Source organism: Nonomuraea aurantiaca (assembly GCF_020215705.1).
Lineage (GTDB): Bacteria > Actinomycetota > Actinomycetes > Streptosporangiales > Streptosporangiaceae > Nonomuraea > Nonomuraea aurantiaca.
Genome location: NZ_JAIWNB010000007.1, coordinates 38,802 through 56,308 on the forward strand (window position 1 = coordinate 38,802; position 17,507 = coordinate 56,308).

Consider the following 17,507-nt stretch of genomic DNA (forward strand, 5'->3'; position numbering starts at 1 on the left):
CCATCATTCGTCCTTCCGCGAAGGTAGGCCGGATGATGGGGTCTGTCCTGAGTACCCCCTACTCAACCGATGTAGTGCGCATCAGACCTCCAAGGCGACATAATTACACGATTACACGTGGAGGTATGGGTGAGCAGGAGTTGGCAGCCGCCTAGATTACGGCTGTTCGAGGGGACGCAGCGACGGGCCACCTGGCTGGAGCTGCTCTATGACCTGGTGTTCGTCGTGGCCGTGGCCGAGTTGGCCGATGTGCTGGCCGAGGGGACCGAACCAGGGCGGATTCTGGCGTTCATAGGGTTGTTCGTTCCGCTCTGGTGGGCCTGGGCGGGGTACGTGTTCTACGCGAACAGGTTCGACACCGACGACGTGAGCCATCGTCTGCTCGTACTCCCCCAGATCCTGGCCGTTGGCACGATGGCCGCGAGCGTGGGCGACATGGAGCAGCGTTCCGCGTTGTTCGCGCTGTCTTATGTGGCCGTGCGGATCCTGCTCATCGTGGCCTACCTGCGCGCCGGGCGGCATGTGCCCGAGGGACGGCCGCTGACCAGCAGCTATGTGGCCGGGTTCACGGTGTCGGTGGCCATCTGGACGGCGTCACTGGCCGTCGAGCCGCCGCTGCGCTATGTCCTGTGGGCCGTCGCCATGGTGATCGACCTGGCCACGCCGCTCCTGGCGCGGCGGCACCAGGGCGCGCTGCCGCCGCAGAGCGAGCACCTGCCCGAGCGGTTCGGACTGTTCGTAGTGATCGTCCTGGGCGAGGTCGTCGCCGCGGTGGTGGTCGGGCTGAAGAGTCACGCGGTCACGCCCGGCACGCTGCTGATCGCGCTCGCGGGCATCGCGATCGCCATGGCGTTCTGGTGGCTGTATTTCGGCCACATAGACGAGTCCGTGGTGCTGCGCACCAAGCTGGCGGGACAGGTCTGGGTCTACTCCCATCTGCCGCTGTCGCTGGGCCTGGTCGCGTTCGGCATCGGGATCGAGCACGCGATCGCCCATCCGGGGACGGGCTGGGCCGTCGGGGTGCCCGCCGCGGTGGTGTTCGCCACCCTCGGCCTCCAGCACCTGTGCTCCGGCGACCGGCCGGCGACCGGCGTCCGCATGACGGCCGCCGCGCTCACGCTCGTCACCTCGGCGCTCCCGGCCGCGCTGGCGCTCTCCTTGATTCTCTTGTACGGCGGGGCGCAGGTCGCCTACGATCTCCGCCGTCCCCTGCCCGGAGGAGAGGCATGACCGTCATGGAGCTGTTCGACCGCCAGCTGGCCGCGATCGCGGACCGGGACCTGGCGGCCCTGCTGGCGCAGTATCACGAGGAGGCGATGGTCGTCCGCTTCGACCGCGTGGCCAGGGGAGCGGAGGAGATCCGTGAGCTGTTCGGCGCCTATCTGGCCGCCGAGCCGCGGGTCGTCGAGGTCACGTCGATCCAGGCGGTGGACGACGTCATCTTCTACAACGCCCTGATGATCATCGCCGGCAACAAGGTCACCACGTTCGGCACGTTGGTGATCAAAGACGGCAGGATCTGGCGCCAGACCGCCGCCGCCCTGCCGTCTCCCTGACCGCGCCGAACCTGTCGGTTCAGCCCATCAGCTGCCTCATCGGCTGCCACGGCGTGGCGTCGAAGATCAGCATGATGGAGACGATCCGGCCGTCGGCGAGCTGGAAGTGCTCGGCGGTGCGCTGGGTGCCCACCGGCGTGGCGGTGTGCACGTCGTAGACGAGCGTGGCCTCCGACTCGCCATAGAGCTCGCTGATCAGGTCGACGCCGGTGACCACCTGGACGAAGCCGGTGATCCCAGCCAGGTGGCCGGCGGCGTCGTCGGAGCTCATGAGCGGGCTCCGGAAGCTGAACCCGTCACCGATGAGCGCGGCGGCCGTGGCCACGTCGCCGCGGAAGCGCGCCTCGTGGTAGCCACGTACGACCTCACGCGTCCGGTTCTCGCCGCTCATGAGGCACCTTCCAAATACTGCGCGAGCCGATGCTGATTGTCGGCCACCCGCAGGCACAGGTCTCGGAACCGGGTCACGTCGTCGGCCGTGAAGTCCCTGAACATCGCCGCCATCGCCCGCTGCGACGGCTCGCTGAACGCCTTGATCCAATCCCGTCCCTCCGCCGTGATCTGGGCCAGGACCGAGCGCCGATCCCGCTGGTCGGGGACCCGCCGCACCAGACCCTCACGCTCCAGCGTGTCGACCAGCCCGGTCACGTTACGGGAGCTGACACCCGCGGACTGGGCCAGCTCCCCGATGCTCACTCCGTCTGCCTCGCCCGCGCCGAGTCGCATCAGCAGGTCCATCGCGCCGGAGCTCAACCCCCTGCCCTGGCTGCCATGAGCGCGCATCCGCTCGATGGCGTGGAAGGCGGTGCGAACGGCGGCCGCGGCCTCCAGCGCGGCGGTGTCGCCGCCGCCGGTGAACTGCCGCATGGCGGCCCTGGTCGCGGGATCGAAGAGGCTTCCGTCGGGGTCAGTGTCGAACTCTGATTTATGTACGTTCTTCATGGTGAAGCAGCACATTAGTACGTACTTCACGACTTGTCGACCAGTCGGAGCCGGGTTCGCGTGGGCTCCCGGACGGGCCTCGTCGCAGCCGGGCCGGGCCGTCGGTCAGGGGCCGCCCTCGACCGGCGCGCCGAAATCGGCTCGCACTTTTTATGAACTTTGCCGCCGATGTCGTCGTCTTTCCTACCGAAATGCAGAACGAAAGGGGGCATGATGAAAAAGCTGCTACTCGTCACCGCCATCGCCGGACTGGCGCTCGCCACCATGGGCACCACCACCGCTTCGGCCACCGCACGGGAGATTCCCCGCGCATCTTTGAGCGACGGGCACGGGGGCGTGCTCGCCGAAGCCCAATTGGCGGGCGACACGAAAATCATCGTCTGTGACCGGAACACCGACCACCGCTATGCGATGGCCAAAGTCAGGTACCAGGGCCACACCTACCAGTACGCCAACTACTACAAGGATCAGGACTGCCTGGAGCAGCGGACCAGGCGCATGTCACACGGCAAGATCGAGCTCTGGGCCTGCGTGAGCAAGCCGTACAAGGTGAAATTCGACCACTGCGGGCCGAAGAAGACGGTGGTCCGCCCATAACGGCGTCGGCCGTCAAGCACAATGGGCCGCCGTGAATCACGGCGGCCCAACTCCAACGACCCACGCGAACAGCCCGGTCCGGCGGCGCATTTCACTAATAGTGGAATACCCAATGGCAGGCCCGCTTAATGGCGGGCCGCTCCATGTGATTCCCGCAGTCAGGCGGCGGGAATGGAGCCCAGGCGGCCCGCCTGATAGTCCTCGAAAGCCTGGGCCAGCTCGGCGCGGGTGTTCATGACGAACGGGCCGTAATGAGCCACCGGCTCGCCGATCGGCTGACCGCCCAGAACGATGACCTCCATGGTGTCCTTCGCCGACAGCGTGATCGTCTCGCCCGACGTGGTCTTTCCGGGACGGTCCCCGAAGCCGTCGAACACCGCCAGCTGGCCGCTGACCAGCGGGCGCCGCTCGGTCCCGACCGTGCCGCGTCCCGACAGGACGTAGGCGAGGGCGTTGAAGTCCTTGCGCCACGGCATCGTCAGCCGCGCGCCCGGGCTGATCGTGGCGTGCAGCAGGGTGATCGGCGTCTGGGTGCTGCCGGGACCGGTGTTCCCGGCCAGGTCGCCCGCGATGAGGCGGACCAGGGCACCGCCGTCGTGACTGCTGAGCAGCGCGACGCTGGTGCTTCCGATGTCCTGATATTTCGGGGCGATCATCTTCTTGGCGCCCGGCAGGTTCACCCACAGCTGGATGCCGTGGAACAGCCCGCCCTGCTGCACCAGCCACTCCGGCGGCGCCTCCTTGTGCAGGATGCCGGCGCCGGCGGTCATCCACTGGGTGTCACCGTTCGTGATCGTGCCACCGCCTCCGTTGGAGTCCAGATGCTCCATCACGCCGTCGATCATGTACGTGACGGTCTCGAAGCCGCGATGCGGATGCCACGGGGTGCCCTTGGGCTCGCCGGCCGCGTAGTCGACCTCTCCCATCTGGTCCATCATCACGAACGGGTCCAGGTATTCAGGCTTGATCGCGGCCAGGGCGCGGCGGACCGGGAAGCCCTCGCCCTCGAAGCCGCTCGGCGCGGTCTCGACGGCGAGCACCTTGCGGTCCCGCGCCTCGGCCGGCGGCTCCGGCAGGCGGGGCAGGCTGAGCGGGTTCTCTACGGTGACGGCGGGCATGTCAGGCTCCCTTCGGCGGAATCTGCTGTGCTCAACCAAGTTGAGAATTCAACTATTCCACGGGCGCGAGTCCCTGCCCGCCAGAGGCCAAGGCTCAGGATGATTTGAGCAAGGCGAAGGCGCCCCGCGAGAGCGCGACGAGCTCCTCATACACCTGGTCCTCCTGGAGGGCGGCGGCCGGGTCGGAGGCCATGGCCGTGACCATGAAGGTGCGTCCGGACGGCGTGCGGGCCAGGTAGCTCAGGTCGAGCACCCCCGGCTCGGAGCCGCCCTTGTACCAGACGGTGGGCCACTCCTTGGCCGGCAGCTTGATCCCGCCGGTGTTCTGCGACATGACCTCACCGATCCGCTTGTCCCGGCTCTTCGCCAGTCCCGCGTACGCGCGGCAGATGTCGGCCGGGGAGCCGAACCACTCCACGGTGTCCAGCTCGCGCGGCGCGGCCCACGGGGTGATGCCGGACAGCGGGAGCTTGTCGACGACCGCCGACAGGTAGCCGCGCCGCCCGGCGGTGTCGCGCGACAGGAACTCCTTGGAGTGCCGCGGGTAGTCAGCCCCCTTGAGCGCGAACAGCTCCCTGGTGGTCAGGAACGGCGTGTTCCGCTTCACCTGGCCGCGCCAGGCCCGTACCCGGTCCTCCACCGCCGTGCGGCCGGCCTGGTGCAGCAGCAGGTCCGCGCCCGTGTTGTCGCTGATGGCGATCATCAGCTTGGCCGCCTCCAGCACCGGCACCTGGCTGTTGTCGGGACGGTCCTGGAGCTGGCCGCTGGGCAGGCTCTTCAGCTCGGGCTTGATCGTCATCGCGGTGTCCCACGAGAACCTGCCCTGCTCGATCTTCTTGGCGACGGCCCCCAGGACGTACAGCTTGAACATGGAGCCGAGCGGGCGCGCCTGCCTGCCGGCGATGGCGTGGACCGGGCGGCAGGTGCCATCGGGCTTGACCTCGGCGGCGAGGAACCCCACGCGGGCCGCCGCCTTGCGCGCCCGCCGATCCAGCTCCTCCCAGCTCGTGGGGGAGGGCTGAGGAGTGGCCGGTTCGGTGAACCGCGCGCCGCTGATCTTGCCCGTGGCGTCCACCGAGAGCGCCAGCTTGTACGTCTGGGCGCCGACCACCACATGCGCGATCAGATCGGTAGGCACGGCTCCGATGATCTTCTGCAACTGGATCCCGCGCAGCCCGGCCAGGGTCTCGTTGATCTTGTCCGCCGGGACCAGCTCCAGGAATGCCGGGGTGAAGTGCTCGGCCAGCTCGGCCTGCCCGATCGGCGCCCTGGCGGGGGCGTCGAGCAGCCAGCGCAACTGCTGCCCGACGGGCGTATCGGGAATCTCCACGGGCGGCGCGGTGGTCGCCGAGGGGGTGCCTGGAACGTTCCGGCCGGCGGCGGCGACCGTGAGCGGGCTCGCGGCGGCCACGGGCGAGCCCGTGACCCCCGCAGGCCAGTCCGCGGTGGTCCCGGGCAGGCTGGTGACGGCCGCGGCCCGGTTCGCGGCCACCCCGGGCGGGCTGGTGGTGGTCCCTGTCGCGCAGGCGGTCAGGGACATGGTCACGGCGGCCGCGACGGCGAGGGCGGGCCGCGACGGGGAGTGCTTCGACGGGGAGTGCATGGTGGCTCCTTCGGCTTCGCGTTCGATTTCGACTCGGACCCAGGTGGAACACATGCCTCCCACTCAACAGACCCAGCCCTACATACCCCACCGGGTGAGCCGCCGTCTTGAGTCTGCGGATAACCGCACCGGGTATGCGGTTATCCGCATAGACGCAGCCCACCACCCCCGCGACGATGGGGCCTTATGAGTTCCAGGGTGGTGGCCGGGCTGCTCGCGGCGATCGCGGCCGCGGGTGTGACGGCGGGCGCGTTGCTGGACAGCGGCCTGCCCGCCCCTCCGACGCAGTGGGCGTACATCGTCATCAGCCTGGTCCTGCCGGCACTCGGCTGGCTGCTGGCGGTCCGCCGCCCGCGGAACCCCTATGTCTGGCTGCTCCTGGCCACGGCGGTCTGCCTGGGTGTGAGCACTTTCGGCGTCGGCCTGAGCAGGCTCGACGTGGCGCCGGTGGCCGTCCGCGTGCTGGCCGCGGTCTTCGCCGTCTACTACGGCCTGTTGTGGATCTTCGTCCCGCTGCTGTTCCCCGAGGGCCGGCTGCCGTCACGCCGCTGGCGGCCCGTCGCGTGGATCGGGGCCGTGGCGATCGCCGTCCACTTCACGGGCAACCTCCTGATCGGTCCCATCTCCTCCGCCCCGCCCGGCCGGCTGGAGCTGGCCAGCTCGGCGGACCTGGTCGCCGGGCTCGTGTCCGGGGTCGGCCAGTTCGTCACCTGGATCATCACCCTCGTCGTGTTCTGCGGGCTGGTGATCCGCTGGCGGCGGAGCGGGCGCGGCGAACGCGGCCAGTACGCCTGGATGGTCGCGGGAATGACCCTCAACCTCGCCGGGTTCCTGCTGCTCTCCTTCTTCCTCTTCGGGCTCGCCGCGCCGCTGGCCGGGGCGGTCGGCGTGCTGGCCGTGCTGGGGTCGCTGCCGGTGGCGATCGCGGTCGCGGTCGTCAGGCACCGGCTGCTCGACCTCAGGATCGGCATCAGGGGCTCGCGGCTCCTCGTGGTGTTCGACGTACGGCCGACCGTGGGCGAGATGCTGACGAGCCTGGGCACGGCGTTGGAGGAGACGCCGGAGCCCGTGGAGCAGCTCGGCAGGCTCGCGGCGGCCGTACGCGACGGGTTGGAGGTCAGGTGGGCGGCGGTCACGCTGGCCGACGGCACCCGCGTGGTCGCCGGGCGGGAGGAGGGCGCCACGGCGCTGTCGCTGCCCGTTCGGGGCGGTCTGGGGCGGATCGAGTGCGGGCCCAGGGACGGCGACCGCCTCACCGCCGCCGACCGGCGGCTCCTGGAGGCGCTGGCCGTGCCCGCCGGGCTCGCCATCCAGAGCGCCGGGCTGGCCGGACGCCTGGTCAACGCCCAGGAGGCCGAACGCCGGCGCATCGAGCGCAACATCCACGACGGCGTGCAACAGCAACTCGTCGCGCTCATCGCCGGGCTGGAGCTGGCCCGCGCAACCGGTGGCGGCCCCGACATGCTCGCCGAGCTGCGTGAGCAGGCCCGCCAGACGCTCAACGACCTGCGGGAGCTGGCCGTCGGCATCCATCCCAGCGCGCTCGGCCAGGGCGGCCTGGTGGAGGCCGTCGAGGAGCGCTGCGCCCGGCTGCCGGTGCCGACCACGGTCGCCGCGAGCAGGGAGCTGCGCGCCCAGCGCTTCGCCGACGAGGTGGAGGGCGCCATTTACTTCACCGTGAGCGAGGCGGTGGCCAACGCGCTCAAGCACGCGGGCGCCACCAAGATAGAGGTACGCCTGGCGTGGGCTGGCGGCCGCCTGCGGGCGACCGTGACGGACGACGGGCGGGGCTTCGATCCACAGACCGTCGGTCGCCGGGGGCTGGCCACGCTCGCCGACCGGCTCGACGCGCTCGGCGGCGGGCTTGATCTCAACAGTGGGCAGGGAGAGGGGACACAGATGAACGCCTGGGTGCCGGTCGATGCCTGAGCGGATCCGCACGATCGTGGCCGACGACCACTACCTGGTGCGTGAGGGCACCCGGCGGCTGCTGGAGACCTCGGGCGAGGTCCTGGTCGTCGGCGCGGTGGGCAACGCCGACGAGCTGGTCGACGCCACACGCAGGCTCGGCCCCGACGTGGTGATCACCGACATCCGGATGCCGGGAGGGGACTGGCGCCAGGGGTTCGAGGGCATCGACGCCGCCCACCGCGTCCACGCCGACCATCCGGGCGTCGGGGTCGTGGTGCTGTCGCAGTTCTCGGACGCGCTGTTCGCTTTCGAGCTGTTCAAGCACGGCACCGAAGGGTTCGCCTACCTGCTCAAGGACCGGGTGGGCGACCTCGACGAGCTGCTCGGGGCGATCAGGGCCGTCGCCTCCGGCGGCTCGGTCATCGACCCCAAGGTGGTCGAAGGGTTGCTGGCCAGGCGCGACGTGCGGGGCGAGCAGGAGGCGCTGACGCCGCGCGAGCGCGACGTGCTGCGTGAGATGGCACACGGGCGATCCAACGGCGCCATCGCCAGGGCGCTGCACCTGTCGGTCTCGTCGGTGGAGAAGAACGTCAACTCCATCTTCGCCAAGCTCGGCCTGGAGAACAGTGGCGACGTCCACCGCCGGGTCGCCGCGGTCCTGGCCTACCTGGGGCCAGGGCGAGAGGCCGGCCCTGGAGCCTGAGCGAGGGCCGGCCCGTGGTCCTGGGCGCGGTTCTCAGCCGAAGACGGCCGGAGGCGGCACCGGGGCCAGCACCGCGTCGCCGTCCTTGATCGGGTGGGCGCCCGCCACGAAGTTCGTCAGCGCGTCCCCGTACACGCATCTGGCCTGGGTGAGGCCGCCGGCCGCGCGGCGGGTCAGCAGGTCGATCGGCAGCTCCGCCCGCGAGGCGGCGACGATGAGGTTGCCGAAGCGGCGCCCGCGCATGACGCCCGGCTCCGCCAGCAGCGCGACATGCCGGAACGTCCCCTGGACCGTCGCCACGAGCCGCCTGGCGAAGGCCAGGCCCTTGCCGTCGGCCATGTTGATCAGCAGCGTGCCCGAGGGGCGCAGCACTCTGGCGATGTCGCCCATGTACTCCGTCGTGGCCAGCTCGACCGGCATGGTGGCGCCGGAGAAGGCGTCGAGGACCAGCAGGTCGGCCGAGTCGTCCCAGACCTTGGCGGTGCCCTCGCGGCCACTCTGCACGATCACCTTCAGCCGTGGCACGGATCGCAGGTCGAGCTGTTCGCGGATCAGGTTGACCAGGAGCCCGTCGGGTTCGAGGACGATGTGCCGGGACCCTGGCCGGGTGGCCGCGACATAGCGCGGGATCGTGCACGCCCCGCCGCCCACGTGGACGCAGGCGAGCGCGCCTTCCGGAAGAAGGTCGATCACGTCCGCCATAAGCCGTACGTACTCGAATTCCAGATATGTAGGGTCTTGTAAGTCAACGTACGACTGAGGTACGCCATCCTTGGACAGTACCCAGCCGTCCTGCCTGTCCAGGTCCCGGAGCAGTTCGATCTCGCCGAACGTCACCGGGTAGAGGCCGGGCATCGGCTCCCGCTGTCCTCGTGCCACGATGATCCCCTCCTGGGAGTAACCGTATGCGACGGCGAAGGCTGATTGTGCTTGTTATCGCCGTTGTTGCGGTAGTAGGTGCAGGTGTCTTCGCGACGGTGGTTGCCAAGCGGGTCAAGGGCAGCGCCGCGCAGACCTCGGCCGCCTACTTCACGGCGTGGCAGCGAGGAGACCTGCGGGCGATGGCCGCCCTGGTCTATCAGCCGCCCGCGGACTTCGTCTCCCGGCATCGGTCGTTCTCGCACGACCTGCACGTTCAGGACATCGAATTGCGGCCCGGGGCCGTGAAGAGCACGGGGGAGACCTCGGCCGAGGTGCCCTTCACCGGGAGCAGGACGCTGAGCGAGTTCGGGGCGTGGCCGTTCAGCGGTACGTTGCGGCTGGCCGTACGCGACCGGACCTGGAAGGTGATCTGGGCGCCGGAGACGCTGGACCCCCGGCTCAAGGACGGGGGCACGGTGCGGCTGGCCGAGTTCGACGGGCCGGCGGTCGAACTGGTGACCAGCGAGGGCCACAAGATCCCCAACGACAGCTACGCCGAGTCCTATCTCGCCGAGCTCAAGCCCGAGTTCGACGACGTGAGCCAGGGGTGGGCGCTGGAGTCGGCGCTGCCGGGACAGCAGGCGCGGCGGCTCATGACCGTGGAGCCCAAGGTGAGCCTGGAGCGCACGACGCTGTCGCGGCCGGTGCAGGCGGCGGCCGCGCGGGCGCTCGACGGGGTGCGGGACGCGTCGATCATCGCGATCCGGCCCAGCACCGGCGAGGTGCTCGCGGTGGCCGATCGGCTGGAGGGCAACTACAGCGCGTTCCGCGACTTCTTCCCGCCGGGGTCCACGTTCAAGACGGTTACGGCGGCGGCGCTGCTGGAGGCGGGCCTGGATCCGGCGGCGGAGGTGGACTGCCCGGCCACGTACACGATCCCGAACTTCAGGCCGATCAAGAACGCGGGCGAGCAGGAGCACGGCCGGGTGACGTTCGCCAACGCGTTCGCGTACTCCTGCAACACCACGTTCGTGCACGAGACCGTCGCCCGATTATCGGGTGACGATCTTGTCGAGACCGCCGCGAAGTGGGGTTTCGGCGGCGCCAAGCTGGCCACGGGCCTGGGCGGCAACTGCGGGCGGATGGACCCGCCGGACGGCACGGGCGAGCTGGCGCTCGACTCCTTCGGCCAGGGCACGGTGGAGGCGACCCCGCTGTGCATGGCGATGGTCGCGGCGGCGGTCCAGAGCGGCACACTGCGCGTGCCGCGCATCCTGTCCAAGGCCGCCGTGGAGCGGATCGACGGCCCGGCGGCCAAGCCGGTCGAACTCGACGAGGGGACGGTCGCGGCGCTGCGGGAGATGATGGCCGCCGTCGTCGACCACGGTACGGCCGCCGCCGCCGGGCTGCCCGCGGGCGTGTCCGGCAAGACGGGCACGGCCGAGGCCGGCGGATCGCGGGAGCACGGCTGGTTCATCGGCTACCGCGACGACCTGGCCTTCAGCGTCTTCGTACGCAACGGCGGCTCGGGCCGGAGCGCCGCGCTGCCGGTCGCGGCCCGCTTCCTCAACGGGATATGAGCTTTGGGGATATGACCTTCGTCTCGTCGGGGGTCCACACCCTCAACGGGGCCATAACCTACGGTACCGTAGGTTATATGACGACCATCACCGCGAAGCCGAGGCTACGAGGCTGGTTGCACACAGGAGCGCTGCCCGTGACGCTGGTCGCCGGGTTCGCGCTCGTGGCGCTCGGCCCCACCCTCCAGGCCCGTCTCGCCTCCGCCATCTACGCGATCACCTCGGGCCTGCTCTTCGGCGTCTCGGCCACCTACCACCGGGGCACGCTGGGCCCCCGCCTGGCGGAGGTGCTGCGGCGCTTCGACCACGCCAACATCTACCTGATCATCGCGGGCACCTACACGCCCTTCGCGCTCCTCGCGCTCGACGGGGCCGCCCGCGTGGCCGTCCTGGCGGTCATCTGGGGCGGCGCGCTGTCCGGGGTGCTCTTCCGGGTGTTCTGGATGGGCGCGCCGCGCTGGCTCTACACGGTCCTCTACCTGGCGCTCGGCTGGACCGCGATCTTCGTGATGCCGCAGCTGCTCGCGGGCGCGGGCGTGGCCGCCGTCGTGCTGGTCGCCGTCGGGGGCGTCTTCTACAGCGCCGGAGCCATCGTGTACGGTCTGCGCCGCCCGGACCCGGCACCCGGCTGGTTCGGCTACCACGAGGTGTTCCACGCGTTCACGATCGCCGCCTACCTGGTGCAGTACATCGCGGTGTCGATCGTGGTCTACTCCCACGCCGGTTAGGTGATATCGCCCCGCGGTGGCGGGTTACCGAGTTTTGACCGCGCTGTGGTCTGCTTTCGTGATCGATCGGGAGATCACACCAGTATGGAGCAAATCGCACGCAACTGGTGGCTCGTCCTGATCCGCGGTATTTTGGCGGTGATCTTCGGCATCCTGGCGCTGATCTGGCCCGCGATCACGCTGCTCGTGCTCGTGATCTTCTTCGGCTCGTACGCCATCGTCAGCGGGCTCGTCTCGGTGTTCTCCGCCTTCCGGCATGGAACAGACTCCCGCGTCTGGCTCATCATCTCCGGAATTCTCGGCATCCTGGCGGGGATCATAGCTTTCGTCTGGCCGGGCATGACCTCGCTGATCCTGCTCTTCGTGATCGCGTTCTGGGCGATCTTCAGCGGAGCGTCGGAGATCGTCGCGGGCGTGCAGATGCGCAAGGTCATCGAGAACGAGTGGATGCTCATCATCGGCGGGATCCTGTCCATCGTCTTCGGCGTCCTGCTGCTCATCTGGCCGGGCGCGGGGCTGGTCACCCTGGTCTGGCTGGTCGGGATCTTCGCCATCCTGTACGGCATCGCAATGATCGTGCTGTCGTTCGAGGTGAAGAAGTTCGCCCATGCGACCTGAATTCCGGAAATTTTCCGCATAGACCTGGGTTAGACCGGGAAACGTATGCCATGTCTGGTTTCAACGTGGAGGTGACATGGACGTACACGACCGCCTTGCCCGCCATCTGCTCGTCGACGGTTACCGGCTCGTGCTCGATCTGGAGCACAGCCAAGGCTCCTGGCTCGTCGACGCCGGCAACGGCCGCCGATACCTTGACTTCTACACGTTTTTCGCCAGCGCGCCGCTGGGCGTGAACCCACCCTTCGAGCCGGAGTTCGTCCGGCTGCTCGGTGAGGTGGCCCGCAACAAGCCCGCCAACTCCGACATGTACACCGCCCACCTGGCGGACTTCGTCGAGATCTTCTCCCGCGTCCTCGGCGACCCCGAGCTGCCCCACCTGTTCTTCGTCGAAGGCGGTGCGCTGGCCGTCGAGAACGCGCTCAAGACCGCCTTCGACTGGAAGAGCCGCCGCAACGAGGCGGCAGGCCGCTCCCGCGACCTCGGCACCCAGGTCATGCACCTCACGAAGGCGTTTCACGGCCGCAGTGGTTACACCTTGAGCCTGACCAATACCGAACCAGGCAAGACCGACCGTTTTCCCCAGTTCCGCTGGCCGCGCATCGACGTACCCGCCATACACCTCGGAGACGTCGAGGCCGCCGAGGAGCACGCGCTCGCCCAGGCGCGCGCCGCCTTCGAGGCGCACCCGCACGACATCGCCTGCTTCATCGCCGAGCCCATCCAGGGCGAGGGCGGCGACAACCACATGCGCCCGCAGTTCCTGCAGGCGATGCAGCAGCTGTGCCACGAGTACGACGCGCTGTTCATCCTGGACGAGGTGCAGACGGGCGGCGGCACCACGGGCACTCCCTGGGCCTACCAGCAGCTCGGCCTGGCGCCGGACATCGTGGCCTTCGCGAAGAAGGTTCAGGTGGGCGGCATCATGGCGGGCCGCCGGGTGGACCTGGTCCCTGACAACGTCTTCCAGATCAGCGGCCGGATCAACTCGACCTGGGGCGGCGGGCTGGTGGACATGGTCCGCTCGCGCGGCCTCCTGGAGATCGTCGAACGCGACGGCCTCATCCCGCGCGCCGCCACCCTCGGCACCCTCCTCGTCGAACGCCTCGTCAAGCTGCAGGCCGAACACCCGGACCTGGTCTCCAACGCCAGGGGGCGCGGCCTGATGTGCGCGTTCGACCTGCCCGACGGGGCTGCCCGCGACGCGCTGGTCACGCGGCTGCGGGACGAGGCGGGCGTGCTGCTCCTGGCCTGCGGGCCGCGTTCGGTACGGCTCAGGCCCGCGCTCAACATCCCGGAATCCGACCTGGAACACGGCCTCACGGCCATCTCGGAGGCTCTCCCACTGATGGCACGGGTGTAGCCCGCCGAGCCCCTGACCCACGGCGACGCCCACACGGGCGTCGCCGCCACCTCACCAAAACTCCACCGGCGCTGGGCCCCTGCTCGGCTGTGATGCCTGCTCGGCTGTGATGCCTGCCCGGCTGTGACGCTTGCCCGGCTGTGACGCTTGCCCGGCTGTGACGCTTGCCCGGCTGTGACGCCTGCCCCACTGAGACGCCTGCTCGGCTGAGATGCCTGCCCGGCTGCGACCCCTGCCCCACTGCGAGCCCCGCCCCACAGCGACCCCTGCTTGTGTGGAGGTGGGAGGGGAGTCAGCGGCGGGGGTGAGCGGGCGGGCCGGGCCGATCTCGGTGGTGGGGTGAGGCGGGCGCGTCGGGGAGTGGGGCGGATAAGCGAGCAGGCCGGGCCGGGGTCAGTGGGGGTGGCGGGACCGCAGGAAGGCCGCTGTGGCGGCGTCGGCGGGTAGGAACGCCTCCAGCTTGAGCTCGGCCAGCGTGACGTCCACCGCGGTGGCGAAGGACGTGAGCGTGGTCAGCAGCCGCAGCTCGGCATCGCCGGTACGCAACCGCAGCGGCACCGCGAACCCGAGATGATCGCTCCCCGGCACCGCGTCGGGCACGTAGGACTCCAGCTCGGCGATGAACGCGTCGAGCCGCGGATCCGGGCTGCGGAGGAGCTCGGCCCGCAGGCTCTCGATGATGTGCCGCCCCCAGTCCGCGAGGTTGACCACCCGAGGAGCTATGCCCTTGGGGTGCAGGGCGAGCCGCAGCACGTTGACCGGCGGCTCCAGCAGCTCGGGCGCCGCCCCCTCGGTGAGCACGTCGATGGCCGCGTTCGCCGCCAGCAGCTCGCCGTAGGGTCGCACGACCACCGCCGGATACGGCAGGTGCCCCTCGAGGATGCTGTCCAGAGCCTCGCGTACGGGGCGCAGCATGGCATCGTCCAGACCCGACTCGGGGAACACGGGCGCGTAGCCGGCCGCCAGCAGCAGGCCGTTGCGTTCGCGCAGCGACAGCTCCAAAGACTCGGCCAGCCGCACGACGATGGCCCGGCCAGGGCGGGAACGGCCGCGCTCGATGAAGCTGAGGTGACGCTGGGTGGTGCCGGCCCGGTTGGCGAGCTCCAGCTGGCTCACCCGCCGACTGCTACGCCATCGCCGCAGCTCGCTCGCGAATCGTTCCACGCCTCCCTTTCTAGCCCACGTGGGCGACGGAGCACGATTCCCCGCAGGGAATCGCCGGGGATCGGCTCCGGCTCACAAATGGGCCCTTAGACGGTCTCACCGTCTCGTAGCGGCGGCCGACCACCTCCACCGGAGGAGCGTCCCCCTGGACAGAGCCCAGCCACGTGTGGCGGGTGGGGGTGCCCCATGCCGGCCGTAAAACACCTGCGGGCCGTATGACAAAGGCCCGCAACGCACGCGCGGAGACCCGCCACGTGAGGGGGCCCGCCACGTGAGGGGATCCGCCACGGAGGGGGATCCGACACGCGCGGAGACCCGCCACGGGAGACGGCTTCTCGCACGAAGCCGCTTGCCATGCGGGATCGCCGGATCAGGGCAGGTTGGGACGAGATCGCCAGAGGCCGATCGCGGTGACGCGCGAGTCCACGCCGAGTTTGGCGTAGATGCGGTTGACATGGTTCTTGACCGTTTTCTCGCTGAGAAACAGCCGCTGCGCGATCTGCCCATTCGACTGTCCAGTGGCGATCAGGTCCATGACCTCGGTTTCGCGCTTGCTCAGGGACGTGAACACGCTATCGAACGCTGCGTCTTCGACTCTCATCCGGCCTCCGGGGGCGCGCGCAGACGGTCAGATCGCCGAGGCCCCCGCGCATCCGGCGTAAGCGGTAGACAGCGAGCATAACTCGCAATGTCATGTTTTGGGGACGTTGCCGTAGAAAAACGACAACGGCCGGTCCCGAAGGACCGGCCGCGTGCATGGGGTGAGTGAAGGGACTTGAACCCTCGACATCCAGGACCACAACCTGGCGCTCTACCAGCTGAGCTACACCCACCATCGGCCGCCGACGTGGCGGCACAGGAAAAGTGTAGCGGTCTTCGGGAGTCTTTACGCCACTCGATTAGCCGCTGACACGCTCGGCGACCGCTCTGGCGGTGGCCGAATCGGGGCCGGGCTGTCCGACGAAGATGGCCGCCCGGTAGTAGCGCAGCTCCCTGATGCTCTCCGTGATGTCGGCCAATGCGCGGTGCCCGCCCTGCTTCTCCGGGGCCGCGAAGTAGACCCGGGGGTACCAGCGGCGGGCCAGCTCCTTGATCGACGACACGTCGATCATCCGGTAGTGCAAATAGCCGTCGACCACGGGCATGTCGCGCGCGATGAACGTGCGGTCGGTGCCGATGGAGTTGCCGCAGAGCGGCGCCTTCTTCGGCTCGGGGATGTGGCGGCGGATGTAGTCGAGCACGAGCGACTCCGCCTCCGCCAGCGTCACCCCGCCCGCCATCGCGGGCAGCAGCCCCGAGGCGGTGTGCATCTCGCGGACCACCTGCGACATCTGCTCCAGCGACTCGGGCGGCGGCTTGATGACCACGTCGACGCCTTCGTCCAGCTGGTTGAGCTCGCTGTCGGTGATGATGCACGCCACCTCGACGAGCGCATCGCGACCCAGGTCGAGCCCGGTCATCTCGCAGTCGATCCAGACCAGCAAGTCACTCATTCGATCTCCTCGCCCAAGCGGCTCGGAGCCATCCGCCCGCCTGAATACCCCACCAGCCTAGTGCCACCGGTTACGCGGGCTTGAGCGAGCTGAGAACCTTCTCGACCACGTCGGTGCCCAAATTGTCCGGAACTGACACGTATACGAGGGCTGGGCTCTGGCCCGCGCCGCGATCCATCACCACGATCGCGCCGTTTTCCTTGTTCCACTTGTAACCTTTGGCCTTCGACTCCTTCGAGAAGTCGAGCTGGAACTGGAGCACCCAGGCGGACTTGTCGCCGATTTTGAGTGCTTTGTCCTGAATGATCTTGTTGGTGTGGGTGACCGGGTAGTACTGGGCGAAGTCCACGAACACCGTCTTGGCCACGTCACCCAGCCCGGCCGTCCCCGTGTAGGGGTATTTCTTGTTGAGCAGCCCCGTGTAGACGTTGCCGCTCCAGTCGTCCTTGCCGTTGTACTTCTCCTGCGAGGTCGCCCCCACGCCACTCGACCAGCTCTGCTGGGACGGGTCGGTGCCGTTCAGGGAACCGGCGGCCGGCACCTTCCAGCCTTCGGGCACCTGGTACGACAGGTTCGCCTGCGGGTCGGTGATGCGGCCGTCCTGGGGCTGTGGCAGCTCTGTGACGGTCGGTGGCGGCTCGGTGGTCTCCTGCTGCTGCGGCAGCTGCTCCGTCTCGCTGGGCGTCGGCGACGAGGCGAGGGTGCCGTCGGTGTTGCGGTTGACGAAGAAGATCCCGGCCACCACGATCAGGCCGACCACCACCAGCGCCGCCAGTCCGCCGAACACCCACGGCAGCGGATTGCTCTCCTTCGGCGGCGGACCGTAGCCGGGGCCGGGCAGCGGCGTGTCACCCCACTGGCCCTGCCCGTAGGGGCCCGATCCCTGACCGGGCTGCCCATAAGAGCCCTGCGAGGGCTGGCTGTAAGAAGGCTGGCCGTACGCGGGCTGGTCCTGCGTCGGTTGCCCGTACGCGGACTGTCCATATGTCGGCTGCCCGAACTGCCGCGTCGGGTTCGCCGGCGTGGCGGACCAGGCGGGGCCCGACTGCGGCTGCGGTCCGGACGGCGGTTGCTGCTGCGGTGACGCCCCCTGCTCCAGCGGGTGGGTGGCGTCCGTCCACTGGCCGCCGTCCCACCAACGGAGTTGGGGCGATCCGTACGGGTCGGGGTACCAGCCCGCGGGGGTCTGCGTGGTCATGTTCGTCAGCGTAGTAACAACAGCTTTGATATGCATTGCTGGCTCGGCATCAACCAGCACTCGGATCAGCCC

The 17,507-nt window shown here is 69.2% G+C and carries 18 protein-coding genes and 1 tRNA gene; 9 read left to right on the forward strand and 10 right to left on the reverse strand.

The window, feature by feature from the left end; translation table 11 throughout:
• Window positions 1–129: 129 nt before the first annotated feature.
• Both LDL49_RS18365 and LDL49_RS18370 read left to right on the forward strand, forming a co-directional pair.
• Complete coding sequence (locus LDL49_RS18365; RefSeq protein WP_225292303.1) at window positions 130–1,230, forward strand: low temperature requirement protein A; 1,101 nt, start codon at window positions 130–132, stop codon at window positions 1,228–1,230.
• The gene (locus tag LDL49_RS18370) at window positions 1,227–1,556 is read left to right on the forward strand and encodes a nuclear transport factor 2 family protein (RefSeq protein WP_225292304.1); all 330 of its coding nucleotides are present in this window, start codon (window positions 1,227–1,229) and stop codon (window positions 1,554–1,556) included. The genes LDL49_RS18365 and LDL49_RS18370 overlap by 4 nt, the downstream gene beginning before the upstream one ends.
• A 19-nt stretch (window positions 1,557–1,575) precedes the next feature.
• Here LDL49_RS18370 and LDL49_RS18375 read toward each other — a convergent pair whose 3' ends face one another.
• Together LDL49_RS18375 and LDL49_RS18380 are read right to left on the reverse strand one after the other, a co-directional pair.
• Window positions 1,576–1,947, reverse strand: coding sequence for a nuclear transport factor 2-like protein (locus tag LDL49_RS18375; RefSeq protein ID WP_225292305.1), 372 nt, complete (start codon window positions 1,945–1,947; stop codon window positions 1,576–1,578).
• A complete protein-coding gene (locus LDL49_RS18380; protein WP_225292306.1) occupies window positions 1,944–2,498 on the reverse strand; it encodes a MarR family winged helix-turn-helix transcriptional regulator in 555 nt (184 codons plus the stop codon). Before LDL49_RS18380 ends, LDL49_RS18375 begins: the two co-directional genes overlap by 4 nt.
• A gap of 210 nt (window positions 2,499–2,708) precedes the next feature.
• Here LDL49_RS18380 and LDL49_RS18385 point away from each other — a divergent pair, with 210 nt between their 5' ends.
• Window positions 2,709–3,095 carry a hypothetical protein gene (locus LDL49_RS18385; protein WP_225292307.1) on the forward strand — a complete coding sequence of 129 codons (387 nt, stop codon included), beginning with the start codon at window positions 2,709–2,711 and terminating at the stop codon, window positions 3,093–3,095.
• 158 nt (window positions 3,096–3,253) lie between these two features.
• Here the strand turns inward: LDL49_RS18385 and LDL49_RS18390 are convergent, their stop codons facing one another.
• The gene (locus LDL49_RS18390; protein WP_225292308.1) at window positions 3,254–4,213 is read right to left on the reverse strand and encodes a pirin family protein; all 960 of its coding nucleotides are present in this window, start codon (window positions 4,211–4,213) and stop codon (window positions 3,254–3,256) included.
• Window positions 4,214–4,307: 94 nt separating this feature from the next.
• Window positions 4,308–5,816: a serine hydrolase gene (locus LDL49_RS18395; RefSeq protein ID WP_225292309.1), complete on the reverse strand. Its 1,509-nt coding sequence runs from the start codon at window positions 5,814–5,816 to the stop codon at window positions 4,308–4,310.
• 186 nt (window positions 5,817–6,002) lie between these two features.
• Here LDL49_RS18395 and LDL49_RS18400 point away from each other — a divergent pair, with 186 nt between their 5' ends.
• A complete protein-coding gene (locus LDL49_RS18400) occupies window positions 6,003–7,745 on the forward strand; it encodes a sensor histidine kinase (protein ID WP_225292310.1) in 1,743 nt (580 codons plus the stop codon).
• Window positions 7,738–8,430, forward strand: coding sequence for a response regulator transcription factor (locus LDL49_RS18405; RefSeq protein WP_225292311.1), 693 nt, complete (start codon window positions 7,738–7,740; stop codon window positions 8,428–8,430). The genes LDL49_RS18400 and LDL49_RS18405 overlap by 8 nt, the downstream gene beginning before the upstream one ends.
• A 33-nt stretch (window positions 8,431–8,463) precedes the next feature.
• Here LDL49_RS18405 and LDL49_RS18410 read toward each other — a convergent pair whose 3' ends face one another.
• Window positions 8,464–9,309, reverse strand: a complete 846-nt coding sequence (locus LDL49_RS18410; protein ID WP_225292312.1) for a spermidine synthase — start codon at window positions 9,307–9,309, stop codon at window positions 8,464–8,466.
• A 98-nt stretch (window positions 9,310–9,407) separates the two neighbouring features.
• Here LDL49_RS18410 and LDL49_RS18415 point away from each other — a divergent pair, with 98 nt between their 5' ends.
• The 4 genes from LDL49_RS18415 to lat all read left to right on the forward strand — a co-directional run bounded on the left by LDL49_RS18415 (window position 9,408) and on the right by lat (window position 13,580).
• Complete coding sequence (locus LDL49_RS18415; RefSeq protein WP_225292313.1) at window positions 9,408–10,871, forward strand: penicillin-binding transpeptidase domain-containing protein; 1,464 nt, start codon at window positions 9,408–9,410, stop codon at window positions 10,869–10,871.
• A 77-nt stretch (window positions 10,872–10,948) separates the two neighbouring features.
• Entirely contained in the window at window positions 10,949–11,599 is a 651-nt protein-coding gene (trhA, locus tag LDL49_RS18420; protein ID WP_225292314.1) for a PAQR family membrane homeostasis protein TrhA, read from the forward strand.
• Window positions 11,600–11,683: 84 nt separating this feature from the next.
• A complete protein-coding gene (locus LDL49_RS18425; protein WP_225292315.1) occupies window positions 11,684–12,217 on the forward strand; it encodes an HdeD family acid-resistance protein in 534 nt (177 codons plus the stop codon).
• A gap of 76 nt (window positions 12,218–12,293) precedes the next feature.
• The gene (gene lat, locus LDL49_RS18430) at window positions 12,294–13,580 is read left to right on the forward strand and encodes an L-lysine 6-transaminase (RefSeq protein ID WP_225292316.1); all 1,287 of its coding nucleotides are present in this window, start codon (window positions 12,294–12,296) and stop codon (window positions 13,578–13,580) included.
• Window positions 13,581–13,973: 393 nt separating this feature from the next.
• Here the strand turns inward: lat and LDL49_RS18435 are convergent, their stop codons facing one another.
• The 5 genes from LDL49_RS18435 to LDL49_RS18455 all read right to left on the reverse strand — a co-directional run bounded on the left by LDL49_RS18435 (window position 13,974) and on the right by LDL49_RS18455 (window position 17,435).
• Window positions 13,974–14,744: a helix-turn-helix domain-containing protein gene (locus LDL49_RS18435; RefSeq protein ID WP_225292317.1), complete on the reverse strand. Its 771-nt coding sequence runs from the start codon at window positions 14,742–14,744 to the stop codon at window positions 13,974–13,976.
• A gap of 370 nt (window positions 14,745–15,114) precedes the next feature.
• Complete coding sequence (locus LDL49_RS18440; RefSeq protein ID WP_225292318.1) at window positions 15,115–15,345, reverse strand: helix-turn-helix domain-containing protein; 231 nt, start codon at window positions 15,343–15,345, stop codon at window positions 15,115–15,117.
• A gap of 156 nt (window positions 15,346–15,501) precedes the next feature.
• Window positions 15,502–15,577, reverse strand: a tRNA-His gene (locus LDL49_RS18445).
• 66 nt (window positions 15,578–15,643) lie between these two features.
• Window positions 15,644–16,237 carry an oligoribonuclease gene (gene orn / locus LDL49_RS18450; RefSeq protein WP_225292319.1) on the reverse strand — a complete coding sequence of 198 codons (594 nt, stop codon included), beginning with the start codon at window positions 16,235–16,237 and terminating at the stop codon, window positions 15,644–15,646.
• 70 nt (window positions 16,238–16,307) lie between these two features.
• A complete protein-coding gene (locus LDL49_RS18455) occupies window positions 16,308–17,435 on the reverse strand; it encodes a DUF2510 domain-containing protein (RefSeq protein ID WP_225292320.1) in 1,128 nt (375 codons plus the stop codon).
• Window positions 17,436–17,507: the final 72 nt, after the last annotated feature.